General features: G+C 67.6%; 18 protein-coding genes. 9 read left to right on the top strand and 9 right to left on the bottom strand.

The window, feature by feature from the left end:
• Nucleotides 1-126: 126 nt before the first annotated feature.
• On the top strand, nt 127-405 hold the full coding sequence (locus tag NDI65_RS05715; protein ID WP_089781596.1) for a hypothetical protein: 279 nt from the start codon (nt 127-129) through the stop codon (nt 403-405).
• 91 nt (nt 406-496) lie between these two features.
• On the opposite strand, the gene phoU is transcribed toward NDI65_RS05715, so the two are convergent.
• The 5 genes from phoU to NDI65_RS05690 all read right to left on the bottom strand — a co-directional run bounded on the left by phoU (nt 497) and on the right by NDI65_RS05690 (nt 5960).
• On the bottom strand, nt 497-1177 hold the full coding sequence (phoU, locus tag NDI65_RS05710; protein WP_089781598.1) for a phosphate signaling complex protein PhoU: 681 nt from the start codon (nt 1175-1177) through the stop codon (nt 497-499).
• Nucleotides 1178-1351: 174 nt separating this feature from the next.
• Nucleotides 1352-2200, bottom strand: coding sequence for a phosphate ABC transporter ATP-binding protein PstB (gene pstB / locus NDI65_RS05705; protein WP_089781600.1), 849 nt, complete (start codon nt 2198-2200; stop codon nt 1352-1354).
• A 51-nt stretch (nt 2201-2251) separates the two neighbouring features.
• A complete protein-coding gene (pstA, locus tag NDI65_RS05700; RefSeq protein WP_089781602.1) occupies nt 2252-3880 on the bottom strand; it encodes a phosphate ABC transporter permease PstA in 1629 nt (542 codons plus the stop codon).
• Nucleotide 3881: 1 nt separating this feature from the next.
• Nucleotides 3882-4841 (bottom strand): phosphate ABC transporter permease subunit PstC, encoded by a 960-nt coding sequence (gene pstC / locus NDI65_RS05695; RefSeq protein WP_089781604.1) that lies wholly within the window; start codon nt 4839-4841, stop codon nt 3882-3884.
• Between the two features lie 63 nt (nt 4842-4904).
• Nucleotides 4905-5960 (bottom strand): PstS family phosphate ABC transporter substrate-binding protein, encoded by a 1056-nt coding sequence (locus tag NDI65_RS05690; RefSeq protein WP_089781606.1) that lies wholly within the window; start codon nt 5958-5960, stop codon nt 4905-4907.
• 345 nt (nt 5961-6305) lie between these two features.
• Here NDI65_RS05690 and NDI65_RS05685 point away from each other — a divergent pair, with 345 nt between their 5' ends.
• Nucleotides 6306-7307, top strand: a complete 1002-nt coding sequence (locus NDI65_RS05685) for a phosphate uptake regulator PhoU (RefSeq protein WP_089781608.1) — start codon at nt 6306-6308, stop codon at nt 7305-7307.
• A 156-nt stretch (nt 7308-7463) separates the two neighbouring features.
• On the opposite strand, the gene NDI65_RS05680 is transcribed toward NDI65_RS05685, so the two are convergent.
• Nucleotides 7464-7841 carry a 30S ribosomal protein S8e gene (locus NDI65_RS05680; RefSeq protein WP_089781610.1) on the bottom strand — a complete coding sequence of 126 codons (378 nt, stop codon included), beginning with the start codon at nt 7839-7841 and terminating at the stop codon, nt 7464-7466.
• Between the two features lie 129 nt (nt 7842-7970).
• On the opposite strand from NDI65_RS05680, the gene NDI65_RS05675 reads away from it, so the two are divergent.
• Both NDI65_RS05675 and NDI65_RS05670 read left to right on the top strand, forming a co-directional pair.
• Complete coding sequence (locus NDI65_RS05675) at nt 7971-8417, top strand: DUF2240 family protein (protein ID WP_089781612.1); 447 nt, start codon at nt 7971-7973, stop codon at nt 8415-8417.
• Nucleotides 8418-8497: 80 nt separating this feature from the next.
• The gene (locus tag NDI65_RS05670) at nt 8498-8893 is read left to right on the top strand and encodes a hypothetical protein (RefSeq protein WP_089781614.1); all 396 of its coding nucleotides are present in this window, start codon (nt 8498-8500) and stop codon (nt 8891-8893) included.
• A gap of 24 nt (nt 8894-8917) precedes the next feature.
• Here the strand turns inward: NDI65_RS05670 and NDI65_RS05665 are convergent, their stop codons facing one another.
• Entirely contained in the window at nt 8918-9577 is a 660-nt protein-coding gene (locus NDI65_RS05665) for an HAD family hydrolase (protein ID WP_089781617.1), read from the bottom strand.
• Between the two features lie 154 nt (nt 9578-9731).
• On the opposite strand from NDI65_RS05665, the gene NDI65_RS05660 reads away from it, so the two are divergent.
• Complete coding sequence (locus NDI65_RS05660; RefSeq protein WP_089781619.1) at nt 9732-11006, top strand: DNA double-strand break repair nuclease NurA; 1275 nt, start codon at nt 9732-9734, stop codon at nt 11004-11006.
• A 46-nt stretch (nt 11007-11052) separates the two neighbouring features.
• On the opposite strand, the gene NDI65_RS05655 is transcribed toward NDI65_RS05660, so the two are convergent.
• Entirely contained in the window at nt 11053-11466 is a 414-nt protein-coding gene (locus NDI65_RS05655; protein ID WP_042662121.1) for a hypothetical protein, read from the bottom strand.
• A gap of 134 nt (nt 11467-11600) precedes the next feature.
• Here NDI65_RS05655 and NDI65_RS05650 point away from each other — a divergent pair, with 134 nt between their 5' ends.
• The 3 genes from NDI65_RS05650 (at nt 11601) to NDI65_RS05640 (ending at nt 14898) form a co-directional block, all read left to right on the top strand.
• On the top strand, nt 11601-13568 hold the full coding sequence (locus tag NDI65_RS05650; protein WP_310893470.1) for an ATP-binding protein: 1968 nt from the start codon (nt 11601-11603) through the stop codon (nt 13566-13568).
• Between the two features lie 61 nt (nt 13569-13629).
• A complete protein-coding gene (locus NDI65_RS05645) occupies nt 13630-14064 on the top strand; it encodes a universal stress protein (protein WP_042661871.1) in 435 nt (144 codons plus the stop codon).
• A gap of 162 nt (nt 14065-14226) precedes the next feature.
• Nucleotides 14227-14898, top strand: a complete 672-nt coding sequence (locus NDI65_RS05640) for a nitroreductase family protein (RefSeq protein ID WP_089781623.1) — start codon at nt 14227-14229, stop codon at nt 14896-14898.
• 25 nt (nt 14899-14923) lie between these two features.
• On the opposite strand, the gene NDI65_RS05635 is transcribed toward NDI65_RS05640, so the two are convergent.
• Nucleotides 14924-16048, bottom strand: coding sequence for a KaiC domain-containing protein (locus NDI65_RS05635; protein WP_089781625.1), 1125 nt, complete (start codon nt 16046-16048; stop codon nt 14924-14926).
• A 186-nt stretch (nt 16049-16234) separates the two neighbouring features.
• Here NDI65_RS05635 and NDI65_RS05630 point away from each other — a divergent pair, with 186 nt between their 5' ends.
• Nucleotides 16235-17056 (top strand): NAD(+)/NADH kinase, encoded by an 822-nt coding sequence (locus tag NDI65_RS05630; RefSeq protein WP_042661874.1) that lies wholly within the window; start codon nt 16235-16237, stop codon nt 17054-17056.
• Nucleotides 17057-17065: the final 9 nt, after the last annotated feature.

Genomic DNA, 17065 nt, shown 5'->3' with positions numbered 1-17065 from the left:
CGGTCGGCGGTCGGTGGTTCTGGTTTTTCTTTTTGGACTCACTCGCGTCAGCCGGAGCTTCGGTTTTCCCACGCGCCAATAGTGGCAACCAGAAAACATATTGTCTGGTACAGCCGGTTCGATAGTGTGTCCGCCCACACCGACCGACGGCTCACCAGCGGGTTCCTCGTCGTCTGCGCTGGTGCCCTCGCGCCCCACACCGCCGAAGCGCTACTGGCGCACCGACTATCGCTTGAGGGGATGCCCGTGGTGTACGGCACGCTCGGCATTTCGCTCGTCGCGGCCGCCGCCGCAGTCTGGTACGCGTCAGCGTACTCGCTGAAGTACGTCCTGCTCTACAGTGCTGTGGCTGTCGGAACTGCGGGGCTGATGTTCGGGTATCTGTTCATGCAGACGTCCGCCTGACCCGTTCGGAAAATGCGGAGAACGCCGGGATTCGGTCCGGGCCACGTTGACCGAACCGCGGCCGACCGAGCCACCCGAGCGCCGACGTGCCTCAGAACAGCAGGGAGTCGTCGTTGTCTATCATGTAGAGCGTCCGCGCCGCGACGTTGACGGCGTGGTCGCCGATGCGTTCGAGGTCGCGCACCGTAAGCAGGAGTCGGCGCACGTCGACGAGGGCGCTTTCGGGGTCGAGGTCGCCGTCGCCCTCGAAGTCGTCGCCGTTCATGAGGTCGCGGACGATGCTCTCCGAGGCGCTGTCACACATCGCGTCGAGGTCGTCGTCGCGCTCCGCCACGGACTGACAGAGGTCCGTGTCTTCGGTCTCGTAGGCGTCCATCGCCTGGTCGACCATGTCGAGGGCGGCGTCGCCGATGCGGCGGATGTCGACTTCCGCGTACACGTCGTTTTCGGCGTCGATGGCGTACTGCGCGAGGTTGGTCGCGAGGTCGCCGATGCGTTCGAGGTCGGTGATGATCTTGAACGACGCCGCGATGAATCGCAGGTCGCCCGCGACGGGCTGTTGGAGCGCGAGCAGGTCGATGCAGTCCTGTTCTAAGTCGAGGTAGATACGGTTGATTTCGTGGTCGCCCTCGATGACCTCCTGGGCCTTCCGCTCGTCTTTGTCTTCGAGCGCGTCGAGGGCGTACCGAACTCGCTCCGAGACGAGTTCGCTGAGATACAACACGTCCTCTTCGAGCTGATTGAGGCGAGATTGGTACGTGTTTCTGGCCATACGTGACGTTCCGATAGGGGACGTGAAATTCCTTGTGATGGTTCCGGTGGTCGAGTCGCCGGTCCGTCTCGAACGACCGTGTCGAATGCGCGACGGCGGGACGCGGGCGTCGCTCCGCGGCGTGAATCGAACGTCTCACAGAAGCGACCCGGGGGTTCGCGAGCGGGAACGGGGTTATCCGAACTTGCCGGTGATGTAGTCTTCGACGCGCTGGCTCTCGGGGTTCTCGAAGATTTTCTGGGTGTCGTCGAACTCGACGAGTTCGCCGCCGGTGAGGAAGACGGCGGTCTTGTCGGAGATACGCGCCGCCTGCTGCATGTTGTGGGTGACGATGACGACGGTGTAGTCCTCGGCGAGTTCCTCGACGAGGTCTTCGATCTGCGAGGTCGCCACCGGGTCGAGCGCCGACGCGGGCTCGTCCATGAGCAGCACTTCGGGGTCGGTCGCGATGGCGCGGGCGATACAGAGGCGCTGTTGTTGGCCGCCGGAGAGGTCGAGCCCGGACTCGTGGAGGCGGTCTTTCACCTCGTCCCAGAGGGCGGCGCGCTTGAGCGACTCCTCGACGACCTCGTCGTAGTCGGCGTCGATGCCCTGAATCTTCAGGCCGTAGACGACGTTCTCGTAGATGCTCTTGGGGAACGGGTTCGGCTTCTGGAACACCATGCCGACGCGGCGGCGGAGCGCGACGGGGTCGACGTCGTCGTCGTAGACGTTCTTACCGCGGAGCGTGAGTCGACCCTCGACGCGGGCGACGTCGATGAGGTCGTTCATGCGGTTGATACAGCGGAGGAACGTGGACTTCCCGCAGCCGGAGGGACCGACCATCGCGGTCACGCTGTTCTCGGGGATGTCCATCGAGATGTCGGTGAGCGCGTGGTCGTCGCCGTACCAGACGTTGATGTCCTCCGAGCTGATGACGGTCTCGGCGTTGTCGGCCACCGAGTTCGCCGACGCAGAGAGCCCGTCGCTCACGTCGGTTTCGACGAGCATCTCGTCGTTCGTCGGGTCCTCTGTTCCGTTCATGGCTTGCTGTTCTCCCTCGGGTGCTTTGTCTCTTTGGCTCATTGGTGACGTTCAGTTTCCACTTTCGAACTTGTTTCGCAGGACGATGGCGACGGAGTTCATGGCGAGGAGGACCGCCAGGAGGACGACGACGCCGGCCGGGACGGCCTTCGTGTAGAAGTCCTCGCTGGCGAACAGGCTGGACCACGCGTACACCTGCAGGGGCATCGCGCTCACCTTCGACGAGAGCTCCGTCGGTAGGGTGAAAAGGACGTTCGGCGCGCCGATCATGATGAGCGGCGCGGTCTCGCCGATGGCCCGGCCGAGCGCGAGGATGGTCCCGGTCAGGATGCCGGGGAACGCCTCCGGGAGGACGACGTTCTTCACGGTCTGCCAGCGCGTCGCGCCCATGCCGTAGGACGCCTGCCGCATGTCGCCGGGCACCGCGCGAATCGCCTCGCGCGAGGAGATGATGACGATGGGCAGGATGAGGAGCGCGAGCGTCGCGCCGCCGATGATGACCGTCCCCGTGGGCTGGCCGAGGTAGGTGACGAACACGCCGAGCCCGAGCAGGCCGTAGACGACCGAGGGGACGCCGGCGAGGTTCGAGATGTTCACGTCGACGAATCGGGTGAAGGCGTTGTCGGGGGCGTACTCTTCGAGGTACACCGCCGCGCCGACGCCGAGCGGGAACGAGAGGGCGGCGACCGTCGCCATCAGCAGGATGGAGCCGCCGATGGCCGGGTAGAGACCGGCGTTCTCCGCGGTCCCGCTGTGGGCGCTCGTGAGGAACTGCCAGTCGACCCACGACTGCGGGCCGGCGAAGCCGAGCGCGTCGACCGCGGCCGCGCCGACGAGCGACCCGCCGATGACGACTCCGGCGAGCACCAGCCCGATTCGCTCCCGTTCGCGGGTGACCGCCGCGCCGCCGGCGTAGGCGACCGTCGGGACGAACGCGACCGACGTGACGACGGCGGCGGCGTTCGCGTTGACGCCGACCGTCGGGCCGACGACGGCCGCGAGGCCGGTCAAAACGAACGCAGACGCGCCCGCGGCGAGGCCGGCCGTGGTGTCCTCGCGGATTCGAGCGACGTACTGGCTGACGACGACCGCGGTCACGCCGCCGAGGACGAGCGTCAGAATCACCCAGTCGGCGGGGACCACGGGGAGTTGGCGGACGATTTCGGGAATGCTGTGGTAGTACCCCGGGACGCCGACGAGCGAGAGGAGGAAGACGGCTCCGGTCACGGCGACGCGGAGCGTGAACGGTATCTGCTGTTCGTACTTCGTCAGGACGACGACGAGCGCCGCCGGAACGATGAGGCCGATGACGTACGAGAGGCCGGTCAGCGGCGGGATGATGTCGACGAAGACGATGGCGACGCCGCCGCTGAACATCAGGGAGACGGCGAGCATCCCGACGACCATGCCGCCGAGTTTGAGCGCCGGGACGTTCCGGCGTGCGAGGTAGCCGCCGACGACCGCCGTGGGGACGACGAGCGTCAGGAAGAACGTGAGGTGCCAACCGAGGTCCGCGGTGAGCGGGCGAATCGCGTCGTTGGCGACGTAGACGAGGAGGACGGCGAGCGTGACGATGCCGAACATCGTCGCGCCCAAAAGCAGGTACCGGAAGACGGTTCCGGCGGTTCGACTGACCTGTCCGAAGTCTTCGACGCGGCCGGGTTCGGTGTCGGTCGCCATCTCAGTAGGCCTCCCGGTAGCGTCGCGAGACGTAGTCGCTGATAACGTTCATGATGAGCGTGATGACGAAGAGCACGAGACCGATGGCGAACAGGCTGCGGTAGGCCAGCCCGCCGCCGGTGATGTCTCCGGTGAGAAGCTGGACCATCGCGGCGGTCATGGGCAGCGCGCCTTCGAGGTACGATGCGGGATTGAGCGGGTTGAGGAACTTCGCCTGCGCGCCCGCGGCGACGGTGACGGCCATCGTCTCGCCGATAGCGCGCGAGAGCGCGAGGATGAAAGAAGAGAAGATGCCTGAGAGCGCGGCGGGGACGACGATGCCGGTCGACACGTCGAACTTCGTCGCGCCCATACCGTAGCCCGCCTGTCGGAGTTCGTCGGGGACGGCGGACATCGCGTCCTCGCTGATTGAGGCGACCATCGGGATGATCATGATGCCGACGACGATGCTCGCAGAGAGCATGTTGAACGTCCCGATGTCGGGGAAGACGACTTCCAGCGCCGGCGTGATGTAGATGAGCGCGAAGAAGCCGTAGACGACCGTCGGGACGCCGGCGAGGATTTCCAGCGCGGGTTTGAGAATCGACCGGGCCTGCGCGCTCGCGTACTCGCTGAGGTAGATGGCGGTGGCGACGCCGAGCGGGAGCGCGATGACGGCCGACCCGATGGTGACCATCAGCGTCGCCGACACGAGCGACAGCACGCCGAACTCTTGGCTGTGTATCTGCCAGGTGGTTCCGGTGAGGAAGTCGACGACGGACGCCGTCTCCCCCGTCACTCCCATCAGCGGGGCTGTCAGCGTGAAGAACTTGGCCGCCTCCGTGATGAGGAGCCCGACGATACTGAGGGTCGTCACGACGGACAGCGCCGCGCACAGGAAGAAGAACGACCGCGTCAGCAGCTCACGCGGCGCGTTCTCCGTGTTCCGCGTGAGGTCGGTTTCGAGGTCATCTGTGCTCATTGGTTGGATTGAATCGTGGTGTATGAAAAAGCGCTTCGTTAGCTGATTCTGTCGAGAAAGCGGCTAGTTGGCTTCCTCGATGGCGGCGTCGAGCGTGTCGAGCATCTCCTGTTGCTCGTCCTCGCCGAGCGGGACGTAGCCGACCTCGTCGGCGACGATTTCGCGGCTAGTGGAGTTCTCCATCCAGTAGCGGGCGAACGCCGCGATGTGGTCCTCCGCGAGCGATTCGCGGGCGGGGTAGGTGAAAAGCGGGCGGGAAAGCGGGTTGTACTCGCCGGACAGCGCCGTGTCGAGCGACGGTTCGACGAACTCGCCGGCGTCGTTCTCGATGGGGACCGCCTGCACGGCGTCGGTGCTCTCGCTGTAGTACGCGAAGCCGAGATAGCCGATCGCGTACTCGGAGCCCTGGACGCCCTGGACGATGGTGCGGTCCTGCTCGGTCGCGGAGTAGTCCTGGCGGTGACCCGGACCCTCCTCGCCGATGACGGCCTCGATGAAGTAGTCGTAGGTGCCGGAGGCGTCGGTGGGACCGTAAATCTCGATTTCCTCGTCGGGCCACTCGGAGTTGACGTCCGCCCACGTCGTCGGGGTCGACTCGGCCGAGAAGATGGTCTGGAGTTGCTCGACGGTGAGGCCCTCGCCGATGAAGTCGTTGTCGTTGTTGACGATGACCGTCAGCGCGTCGGTGGCGACCTTCAGTTCGACGGGCGTCACGTCGTTGCTCGCGCACTGCTCTTCCTCGTCGGGCTGAATCGGGCGCGAAGCGTTGTTGAAGTCGGTCTGCCCCGTACAGAAGTAGTTCGCGAAGCCGCCACCGGAGCCGGTGGACTGGAGGTTGATGTTGACCTCGGAGTGCTCGGTCTGGAAGCGCTCACCCATCGCGGTTGCGAGCGGGAACACCGTCGAGGAGCCGGCGATATCGATGGTTCCGGAGAGTTCGCCGCTCCCGTCGCCCGACGAGTCCGTTCCCTCGGAGTCGCCGCCGGAGCTACCGCCCTCGCCACCGGAGTCGCCGCCGGTGTTGTTCTCCGTACACCCGGCGAGTCCCGCGAGGCCGGCCGCACCCGAGGCAATCAGGAACTTACGCCGCGAAAGAACACTGTCCGAGTTACGCGTCATCGATTTTGACGAGCCGATTTTGTCGTAAATACCCTGCTATGACAACTATATAGTGGTACGTTCCGGTATGTCCACAACGCTTGTTACCGAGTGACAATCGGCGGTCGATTCCGTCGAAAACTCCGGGTTGTCTCATTCGACCTCGGTCCGGGAGCTAGTTCCCCCTGAAACGGCAGAAACTCGGGCACTGAGTCGCTTCGGAGCCGTCGCGTCGCTGCTCCCGAGCGAGCGGAATCCCCCGTCGAATCCGGCACTGACCGGGCCGTGTCTCGTCGGTGCCGTAAATCAGCACTCCAATATATAGAGATAGACAGTTTTATTGTGTATTGAGAACCACCCACGGACATGGTCGAAACCCGAAAGGTGCAGGTGACGGGCGGTTCCACCTACACCGTCTCGATTCCCAAAGACTGGGCGACGGACAACGGCGTCTCGGCGGGGAGCGAAGTCGAGTTCTACCCGGAGGGCGACTCGCTGTTCCTCACGCCCCGTTCGGAGGAAGAGCGCACCGAGGGGACCCTCGACATCACGAGCCTCGAAGGCGACAAGCTCACGCGCGCCGTCATGACGATGTACGTGAGCGGGTTCGACATCATCGCGCTGGAGAGCTCGCGCATCACGACCGACCAGCGCCGGACCATCCGCGAGGCGACCCAGAGCCTCGTCGGTCTCGAAGTGCTCGAAGAGACGCGCGACCGGGTCGTCATCCGCGACCTGCTCGACTCCTCGGAACTCTCCATCCACAACGCGGTCACCCGGATGCGGCTCATCGCCCTCTCGATGCTCGAAGACGCCATCGCGGCCATCGCCGAGAAGGACGACGACATGGCCCGCGACGTCATCCAGCGCGACGACGACGTCGACCGCCTCTGGATGGTCGTCTCCCGCATCTTCCGGGCGACGCTCCGGACCCCGAAGGCCGCCGAGGAGCTGGGTCTCCCCCGCGAAATCTGCTTCGACTACCAGTCCGCGGCCCGGCAGCTGGAGCGCATCGGCGACCACGCGACGAAAATCGCCCACCTCTCGTTGAACTTCGAAGAGCCCGTCAGCGACGAAATCGTCGAGGCGATTCGGGAGCTGTTCGAGGAGACCGAAGGGGTCGTCAACGGCGGGATGGACGCGCTGTTCGCCGAGGAGAGCGACGAGGCGAGCCGCCTCGCCAACGAGTCTCGTCAGGCCGTCCAAGCCATCGACGCGAGCGCCCGCGGCATCGACGAACTCCTCCGGGACCTCGACCCGGCGCGCGCGCAACTGCTCGGCCTCATCGTCGACTCCGTCTCGCGGAGCGCCGACTACGGCGGCAACATCGCCGAGACGGCGCTCCAGAAGGCCGCGCCGACGCCCTGACCGGCCGACCGGCCGCGTCGGGTCGTCGCGCGATTCGATTCAGTACCGTCCAGTCTCGCTTTCTACTTCGAACCCCCTGTCCGTGAGCGACGGCCGCGAGGCTCAGGGGGGCAAACGGTCGAGCCGCGCCGAAACGGCGACGCGGGGGAGAGAAGCTTACTCTTCGTCGACGGCGACGGCGTTGACCTGTCCGTCCTGACCGGGACGGGAGGTGACGCGGGCGCGGCCGGCGCTCGTGTCGATGATGGAGCCCTTCGTGATGATGTTCCGGCGGGCGTAGTTGACGTTCGACGGGTTGTCGACGACGCCTTCGATGTCCGCCTGCGTCACGTCGGCACCGTCTGCGACCTGCGCGACGTTCGTCGAGAGGGCGCGGAGCTTCTCGTTGTTGCCGCGGGAGTCGATGACCTGGAACCGGGGCTCGCCGACCGTCGTGGCGGCGGGTTCGCGGCCCAGCTGGTAGCGCTTCTTGTTTCGGGACGGCTTGCGCCGACCACCGGTCCGCTTTCGCTTGGAGCGTCCTTGGTCCTTCATACGGGGTAAAAACCTCGGTGACTACTTGAATCGCTCGAATCGGTGCTCGGCGGAGACGGGTGCCACCACGTCTCTCGGGGGCGATGGCAACGCAAACCGTTTAGTTCGCCCGCGCCCGCCGTCGAACCGATGAGTCTCGACGTCACCGTCGCCGTCCCCTTCCGGCAACACGGCTCGACCCGCCTCGGCGAGGGCGAGTTCGTCGTCGCCCTGTCGCTCGACCGCGACTGGTTCTCCCCGGACCAGGCCAAGCGCCTCATCGACCTCGCCGCGGGTCGCGGCCTCGTCGAGCGCGACGACGGCGAGGTCGTCGCGACGTTCGACCCCGCCGACGTACAGATTCCCGAGGAGTTCGAACCCGACGCCTCCGTCCTCCGCGAGCAGTCGGCGTTCGAGCAGATTCTCGACGCCTGCGTCGCCGCCGGTATCGAAAAACAGGCCGCCGTCGCCGGCATCAACGAGCGGCAGTCGCGGCTCGGCGTCACCGCCGAGGCCGCCGCGGTCCTCTTCGCCCGCGCGAACGACGTGAACGTCGACGACGCGGCCGAGAAAGCAAAGCGGTCGCTGGCCGAGTAGCGCCCGCCCGTCTTTTCGCTTCGCCCCTCCGCCCGCCAGCAAAGCGACACCCCGAAACCGTCCGGGCGCGAACGCCCGGCATGGTCGTCGATTCGCTCTCCGACGGGACACGCATCGCCCAACTGCTCGCCTCGGAGGTCACGGGCCACGAGGACGCCTTCTCGGTTCTCTCGGTCGTCGACGCCGACGCCGACGTGGAACCGACCGACGACGGCGCGCTCGCCTACGCGGTCGCCGCCGACGGCGAGCGCGTCGCCGAAGTGTACGTCCAGCCGGACCGCGCTCGCGTCGAGTTCATCGCCCATCCCGACGTGACCGCCGAGGCCGCCTCCGAGGCGGGGCTTCGCGTTCGCCCGAAGGCGGTCCGCCCGCCGCGGACGCTCGTGTTCGTCGAGGACGGCGCGCAGGTGAAGTGGACGCTCCCGGCGTTCCGCGCGCTGGTCGCGGCGCTCGACGCCGGGGACCGCGAGGAATAACTGGCCGGCCGTCGCGCGACCGACTCAGAGGTCCGCGAGGAGTTCCGGCAGCGCAGTCGGCAGGTCGTCGTGGTGGATGTGCGCGATAGCCCGCGGGTCGGGGTCGTCGCAGCCGTCTCCGAGCACCTGCACCGGACGCAGCCCGGCGTCGTGCGCGCCGGCGATGTCGTGGTGGACGCTGTCGCCGACGTAGACGGTCTCTTCGGGCGCGGTTCCGAGGTCGTCGAGCAGGGCGTCGAACGCCCGCCCGTCCGGCTTTCCGGCGGGGAGCGCGCCCGTCACGAGGGCCGTATCGAAGTGGTCGCGCCACCCGAGTTTGTCGATTTTCGCCTCCTGAGCCACGACCGGGCCGTTTGTGAGGAGGCCGACGCGGTAGGTCGTCCGGAGGCCGGCGAGCATCGCCTCGACGCCCTCGACGGGGACGACCGCGTCGGTGATTCGCTCTCGGTACGCCGTGGTGACGCGCTCCGGGTCGACGGGAGAGCCGTGCTCGTCGAGGAGCGTCTCGAAGATGGGTTCGCGCGTCTCGCGCGTGAGGTTCTCTTGGTGTGCCCGGAGGTACGCCTCTCGGGTCAGCGGGGGCGCGCCCGACGCCGCCGCCGCCTCCGAGAGAATCGTCTCGCGGTCCCGCGTCGGAACCGCGAGTGTGTAGTCGAGGTCGAACCCGACCGCGCTGACAGACATTCTCGGCGAAGCGTTGGAAACGAACGGATATGAGCGTGCCGGGACCTGTCGAGGGAATAACCCGTCTCGCGCCGGTACGAGGGCGACCCTCCCCCACGGACGGTCGCCCACCGGCGACGGCAACCACTATACCCGTCGGCGACGACGCCGAGATATGACCCTCGACCCCGTCCACGTGGACGACATCGCGTCCATGGCGAGTTCCATCGCGGACTCGGTCGACGACGCCGACTACGACGACCTCGCGCGGACGGTCTGGGAGTCGTTTCTCGACCCCCTCGAATCGCCCGATGGAGGGCTCCCAATCGTCGAACCGCTCGGCGAAAAACGGCTCCACGCCGCCGACATCGACGACGTGGCGCTCACGGAATCGCCGTTTCCGACCGTCCACGGCCTCGACTCGGGGACAATCAACCCGACGACGTTCAAAAACGGGCTCGTCCTCGACGTGGCCCACGCCGCGATGGCCGCCGAGCCGTCGGACCTCGACCTCCACCGCCACCGCTCTATCGTCATGGCGGCGCACACCCACGACCCGGTCCCGTTTTTCGACACCGACGAGTGGCTCCACTCCGACGAGGGCTACGGCCGCCGGCGCGTCCTGAGCGTCCCGCGGGTCAACCGCTACGCCGAGGGCGTCGTCCACGCGCTCGCGCTCTACCTCGCCGAGAGCGCCCACGCGCTCGAACACGCCGACGCCGTTTCGGACCTCCTCATCCTCGACGGGCCGGTGTACCCCAAGGAACTCCTGAACTGGCGCGACCGCGACGCCGAACTGAAGGACCTCGCGCGCGACGCGAAGCCGAAGGCCGTCGTGGAGAACTACGTCCGACTCGTCGAGCGCTTCGTCGAGCGCGGCGTCCCCCTCGCCGGCTTCGTGAAGAACCCCGGCGCGAAACACGTCGTCCGCACGGTCAGGAAACAGCTCGACGGGAGGGACGCCGGCCGGCGGCCGTGGGTCGACGACGCCGCCTTCTTCGTCAACCTGCTCGAACGCCGGGAGGGCTCCGACGGCGACGAGCGCCGCACCGACGAACTCACGTTCACGAGCTGGTTCGCCTCGCGCGGCGGGTCGGACCGCCAACTGAGCGCCGAGGGCGAGGCGTTCGGCATCGAGCGGAAGCTCGACCCCGAGGCGTACACGGTGACGTTCTTCGTGCTGTACGACCCCCGAACCGACGTGTGCTACCGAGTCGAAGCGCCCTACGCGTTCACGAAGGACCCCGACCTCCGGACGGACCTGATGCACCACGTCGTCCGCGACGTGGCCGCCACGCGCGGGCCGCCGCTGGCGGTCGAGAAGGCCGACGAACTCGCGCGGGTGAGCGTCGGCGAGAAGGCGGCGCTCAGGCGCAAGCTCTCCGAAAAGCTCGATTCGGACCCGATGAAAAGCTACGACAACATCCGCTGGGTCGACGCCGACGAGTGAGCGACAGGGCGTCGCGCAGCCGGAAACCCGAGACGCTCAGCCGACCTCAGAGCGACGCGTCGCCCTCGGGGGAGCCCTCGTCGGCGGAGCGGTCCGCCGCGTCCGGCTGTTCGTCCTCCGGCGTCCCCTCCTCTTCGGGCCTGACGACCTCGACTCGCACGTCGTCGGCGGAGACGCCGACCCGCGCGAACTGCGTCCTGACGTGTTCTTTCGCCGCCGACAGCGCCTGTTCGCGGGTGTCGAAGCCGCGGGGAAGCGGCGTGTCGAAGGCGACGCGAATCGTCCGCCCGTCGATTTCGGTCTCCGAGCCGCCGCTTTCGACCTCGTAGAACTCGTCGCAGACCCAGACGTAGGGGGCGTCCTCGTCCGGCGCGCCGCGGTAGGTCGGCGCTTGCTCCCCCCGCTCGAATATCGTGCCGGTGAGTGCCGTGCCGCCGCCGTGACCGCGGACCAATAACATAGCCGGACTAGGTGCGCGACACGGAAAAGTCGCACGCGACGGCCCGAGACCGCGGGATACGGGACCATTCGACACGGGACCGAGAGCCGTCGCCGACGCGTGGCTTTTTACTCGCCGCCCGCAAGCGTTGGAACATGACCGACCTGGGGGATTTTAGCGACTTCGCCGGCGACGACCCCGACGACTCGTCCGACCCGAGTCAAGAGGACCGAGGAGCGGAAGCCGCCGGAAAGGGGCGCTCCGAACCCGCCTCGGAGGGCGAGAACGCGGCCGCCGCGAGCGCGACCGACGGGGACGGCGTCGGTGGCGGCGGTGTCGAAACCGACCGCGGCGAGCGCGACGACGCCGGTCCGACCGATTCGAGCGGCGCGACCGACGACGCGGACGACCTGCAGTTCGACGACTACGACGCCGACCCCGTCGGCGACGAGCGGGGCGTCGGCGCGATTGCGGTCTCGCAGGGCCTGCGCGTCTCGGAGGACCCCGACCGGACGGCGCTCCGGGCGTTCGTGACCGCGGGCAACCGCGAGCGCGTCCGCCTCGGGAAGTACCTCATCGTCCCCTACCCCGACGACGAACTGCTGTTCTGCCGCATCGTCGGCCTGGAGTACGCCCAGGAGTTCCAGGCCGACGACGCGACGGAGATTCACGCCCGCCGGGCGATGCGCCGCCCGGCCGACGAGTTCGAGGAGCGCGATTTCAAGTTCATGGCCGAACTCGAACCCATCGCCGTCCTGTTTTCCGACGGCGGCGACCTCAAGCGCCGGATGGTCGACCGCGTGCCGAAGCCGCAGGCGACGGTCGGCGAGGCCACCGACGCGACCCAGATTAAGACCGGCCTGAAGATTCCCGAGGAGGGCGTCTTCCTCGGCCACCTCTCGGTCGGCGGCGAGAAGGTCCGGACGGCGGCCAGTCCGCCGACCATCGACTACCGGCTGAACGACGACTACACCGACGGCGACCCGCTCGTGTTCCGCCACACGCTCGTCGCCGGCGGCACCGGGTCCGGCAAGACCCACGCCTCGAAGAACATCCTGCGGCAGTACCTCTCCGAGGAGCGGAGCTACGAGATGGACGACGGCCGCGAGGTGCAGACCGCGGTCGTCCAGTTCGACCCGCAGGACGAGTACGCCCAGATGCACGACGACAACCCGGACATGGACGCCGAGACGGCCCGGCGCTACGAGCGCGAGGGCGTCGCCCACGGCGGCCACGAGAACACCGTCGCGCTCGTGCCGAAGATGGCCGGGTCGTCGTATCCGGGCGCGAACCACCGCGCCGAGCAGTTGGAGTTCACCATCCCCTTCTCGATGGTGCGGGACCTCCCGTGGCTCGTCGCCGGCAGCAGCCTCAACGACAACCAGTACCAGGCGCTCACCGAACTCCTGAACCGCTTTTTCGGGGACTACGGCGATTCGGGGACGTACAAGCAGTTCCTCCGGTTCCTCGACGACCCGGCGCTGAAAGAGGAACTCGACGAGTCGGGGCGGGTCCACGAGGCCACCTTCGACGCGGTGAAACGCCGGGTCCGGGGCGTCCCGAGCGGCGTGTTCGACCAGGACGCCCGGCCGATAACCGAACTCGACCACCAGCTCGTCCGCCCCGGCGGACTGACGGTCGTGCCGACCTACCACCTCTCGTCGAGCCGGGCGAAGGAGCTGTTCGTCCTCGCGGTGTCGGCGCTGCTCATCGACGACAAGCTCTCGAACGACCCGTCGAGCGACCGCATCAAGGAGACGCCGGTCGTCCTCGGGATGGACGAGGCGCACAACTTCCTCACCGACGCCGACTCGGTGCAGGCGCGGAAGGTCATCCAGAAGTTCACCGAGGCGGCCAAACAGGGCCGCAAGGAGCGACTCGGCCTGTTCCTCATCACGCAGGACCCACAGGACATCGCCGACCCGGTGTTCAAGCAGGTGAACACGAAGGTCGTGCTCAACCTCGGCGACGAGGACGCCATCAAGAGCGTCAACATCCCGCCGAACCTCGAAGACAAGGTGCCGTACATGGAGAAAGGGCAGATGGTCGTCTACTCGCCCGACAACTCCGAACCCGTCGAGCTGAAGGGGCTTTCGACCTGCGTGACGCGACACGGCGACTGACGGCCGCGCCGCGGCGCGGTCGCCGGGCGGCTTTTTAGCGGTCGGCCGAGTAGTCCGCGACATGGCCGAACACGTGCTCGTTCCGACCGACGGGTCGCCGCAGTCGGTCGCCGCGGTTCGCTTCGCCGCCTCGGAGTGGCCCGACGCCGAACTCACGCTCTTGAACGTCATCAACCCCGCCGACGCCGACTACAGAGAGCGTGCGCTCAGCGGCTCAGAAGAGTGGTTCCAAGCGGAGAAACGAAAGGCGAGAGAGACGTTCGCCGAGGTGAAAGCCGAGGTCGGACTCGTCGACGCCGACAGAGCGGTGACCGACCGCATCGAGGTCGGCAGCCCCCAGAAAGTCATCGTCGAGGTGCTGGGCGGCGACGACGCCGACTACGACCACGTCGTGATGGGCAGCCACGGCCGGACCGGCGTCTCGCGCATCCTGCTCGGAAGCGTCGCCGAGGAGGTCCTCCGGCGGTCGCCCGTGCCGGTGACCATCGTCAGGTGAGCCGCGACGGGCGACCGTCGCCGCGGGACCGCGCATCTGCCCCCCTCGGTAACATCGGCGTCACCCGGTAGTGTGCCGATACGAGGACTGCGAGCACACCGGAATCGGCCGGCTCGACCGGATTGCAACCGCCTATTTGTGCGCCGTCCCTGCCGGGAACCGATGGAGTTCACAGAGGTCGTGACGACCCGCCGCTCGATCCACGAGTACGCCGACGAGTCGCTCGACGACGAGACCCTCCGGACGATATTCGAAAACGCCGTACAGGCCCCGTCGAGCTACAACCTCCAGCCGTGGGAGTTCGTCGTGCTGCGCGAAGACGAGACACAGCAGCTGCTCCGCGAGGCGGCCTACGACCAAGACCACGTCACCGGTGCCGCCGCGTCGGTCATCGTGCTCGGCAACAAGGACCCCGAGGCGCACGCCGAGACCGTCGCCGACGACATGCTGGAGAAGGGCTACCTGCCGAGCGAGGAGGTCCGCGACGGCATCCTCGACAACATCGCCGGCATGGCCGACCTCCCCGAGCAGGAGCGCCGCGTCTGGACCGTCCGCTCGACGTCGCTGGTCGCCATGTCGCTGATGTACGCCGCGTGGGACGAGGGCGTCGCCTCCTGTCCCATCGGCGGCTTCGACGCTGACGCCGTCCTCGACGCGTTCGACATCGACGGCGAGCGCTACGAACCCGTGATGCTCCTGACGATGGGTATCCCCGCCGAGGACGCCGACGAACTGCAGGCGGAACGCAAGTACCGCCGCCCGGTCGACGAGGTCGTCCACTTCGAGAGCTTCGAGTCCGAACAGTCGGCCGACCCCGCGCCCGCCGACGACTGAGGTATCGACGCCGCCGAACGCGGACTCAGAAGATGTTCGCCTGCCGGTAGACGCTGATGCCCTCGTTCGTGAGTTCGTAGGGCTTGGTCTCCCGGGAGTGGTTGGCGTCGCGTATCTTCTGAATCTCGATTGCGAGCCGGGTCTCCCGGAAGTCGTCGCCGCGGACGTACTGGAGGACGAACACGGCGTCCGAGAGGTATTCGACGATGCCGTGTCGGGAGACGTAGGGAGTCGACTGGTCCGCCTCGGAGGTGAGCATCGTCGTCACGCCGGCGTCCTTCAGCGACCGCGTGAAGTTGAACACCTCGCTGCGGCGCTTCGAGGGGTGGTCGTACATCATCTCCAGAAGCGAGACGGAGTCGAGGACGAGCCGGTCGGCACCGAACTCCTCGACCAGCCGCGGGAGGTCGTTGCGAATGCTCGACAGGCTGTTCGCCATCTCCACGGGGTCGAGGTCCACGACGGCCAACCGGCCGTCGGCCTCGTGTTTCGAGAACTCCCAGCCCTTCTCGTCGGCCGTATCGAGGATGCGCTCGCGGCTCTCTTCGAGCGTGATGTAGACGCCGCTTCCGCCGTCTTCGAGCGCCTTCCGGAGGAACTGCAGGCCGAACGTCGTCTTGCCGGTTCCGGCGCTCCCGATGGCCACCATGAGCGACCGCTCGGGGACGCCGCCGAGAATCATGTCGTCGAGCCCCTCGATGCCGATATCGATGCGGTCGATGTCGGAGTCGAACTCCTCGTCGTCGAAGGTCGGGGGGTCAGACCCCTCGGGTCCGGAGCCGGGGGCGGGACCGAATCCGAAATCGTCGCCGGGCGACTCGCCGCCGAACCCGCCACCCGCGTCGGGCGTCGGCGCGTTGTTGAACGCCGTGGCGAAGTCGGTCGAAAACGGGTCGTCGTCTGTCGGGTCGTCGTCGCCCGCACCCCCGCCCAACGGGTCGTCGCCGAACGACAGCGGTTCGCCCTCGCCTCCGGCCGCGTCTGTCGCTTCGGGAGCTCCGCTTTCGGTCTCGGCGTCGCCGTCCGCCTCTGCGTCGGTCTCGCCGTCGTCGCGCTGCTCGCGTTCCTCCGGGGCCGCGTCCTCTGCGTCGGTCTCGCCGTCGTCGGTCTCGCGGAGTGCCCGTTCGAACCAGTCGTCGTCGTCACTCACGGGAGCCACCACCGAACGACAGCGCGGCCGGCGTCCGTGCCTGCCATCATCTCATGGTGTGTCGGCGTCGTCATGAACGTTTCCCGTGTGCGAAGATATCACGCGGCGTCGCCGGGCGGGACGAACGGACGCGAGACCGGGCGACGTGACGGTGGGCTTTTGCCCGGGGACGCCAAACCGCGGGGCATGAAGGTCGGCATCGTCGCACAGAAGGGCAACAGCCGGGCGGCGTACCTCGCCGCGGACGCGAGCGAGGCGCTCGCAGAGGTCGACGCCGAGGCGGTCGTCGACGCGGCGACCGCCGAGGTGTTGGGCGTCGAGGGCGTCCCCGTCGAGTCGTTCGACGACTGCGACCTCGTGGTGAGCATCGGCGGCGACGGAACGTTCCTCTACGCCGCCCGCGGTGCCGACGGCGTCCCCATCCTCGGCGTGAACCTCGGCGAGGTCGGCTTCCTGAACGCCGTCTCGCCCGACGACGCCATCGACGAGGTGTTGGCCGAGGTGGCCGCATTCCGCGAGGGGAACCAGTCGGTCCGGGAGGTCCCCCGCATCGTCGCCACGGGCGACGACTGGGAGATGGACCCGTCGATGAACGAGGTCGTCGTCCACGGCCCGCGGCGGGGCCACGGTGGCGGTGCGAACCTGGAGGTCCGCGTGGACGGCTCGCTGTACTCCGGGAGCCACGCCGACGGCGTGCTCGTCACGACGCCCGCGGGGAGTTCCGCCTACAACCTCAGCGAGGGCGGGCCGCTCGTCCACCCCGGCGTCGAGGGGCTCGTCGTCACCGAGATGGCGGCCGACGAGGGGATGCCGCCGCTCGTCGTCCCGCTGGACGCCGCCGTGACCGTCACCGTCACCGACGCGGCGTCGGCGGTCGTCGTCGGCGACGGCCGGACCCGTCGGACGGTGTCGCCGCCGACGGAGATTCGCATCGAGCGGTCCGACTCGCCGGTCCGACTCGCCGGGCCGACCTCCGACTTCTTCGAGGCGCTCGGCAAACTCGACTGAGCGCGCCGC

It is taken from the genome of Haloferax sp. S2CR25 (genome assembly GCF_031624535.1).
GTDB classification, from domain to species: Archaea; Halobacteriota; Halobacteria; order Halobacteriales; family Haloferacaceae; genus Haloferax; species Haloferax massiliensis.
Note: the sequence above shows the minus strand (reverse complement) of the source record. Positions and strands in the feature narration are given on the sequence as shown.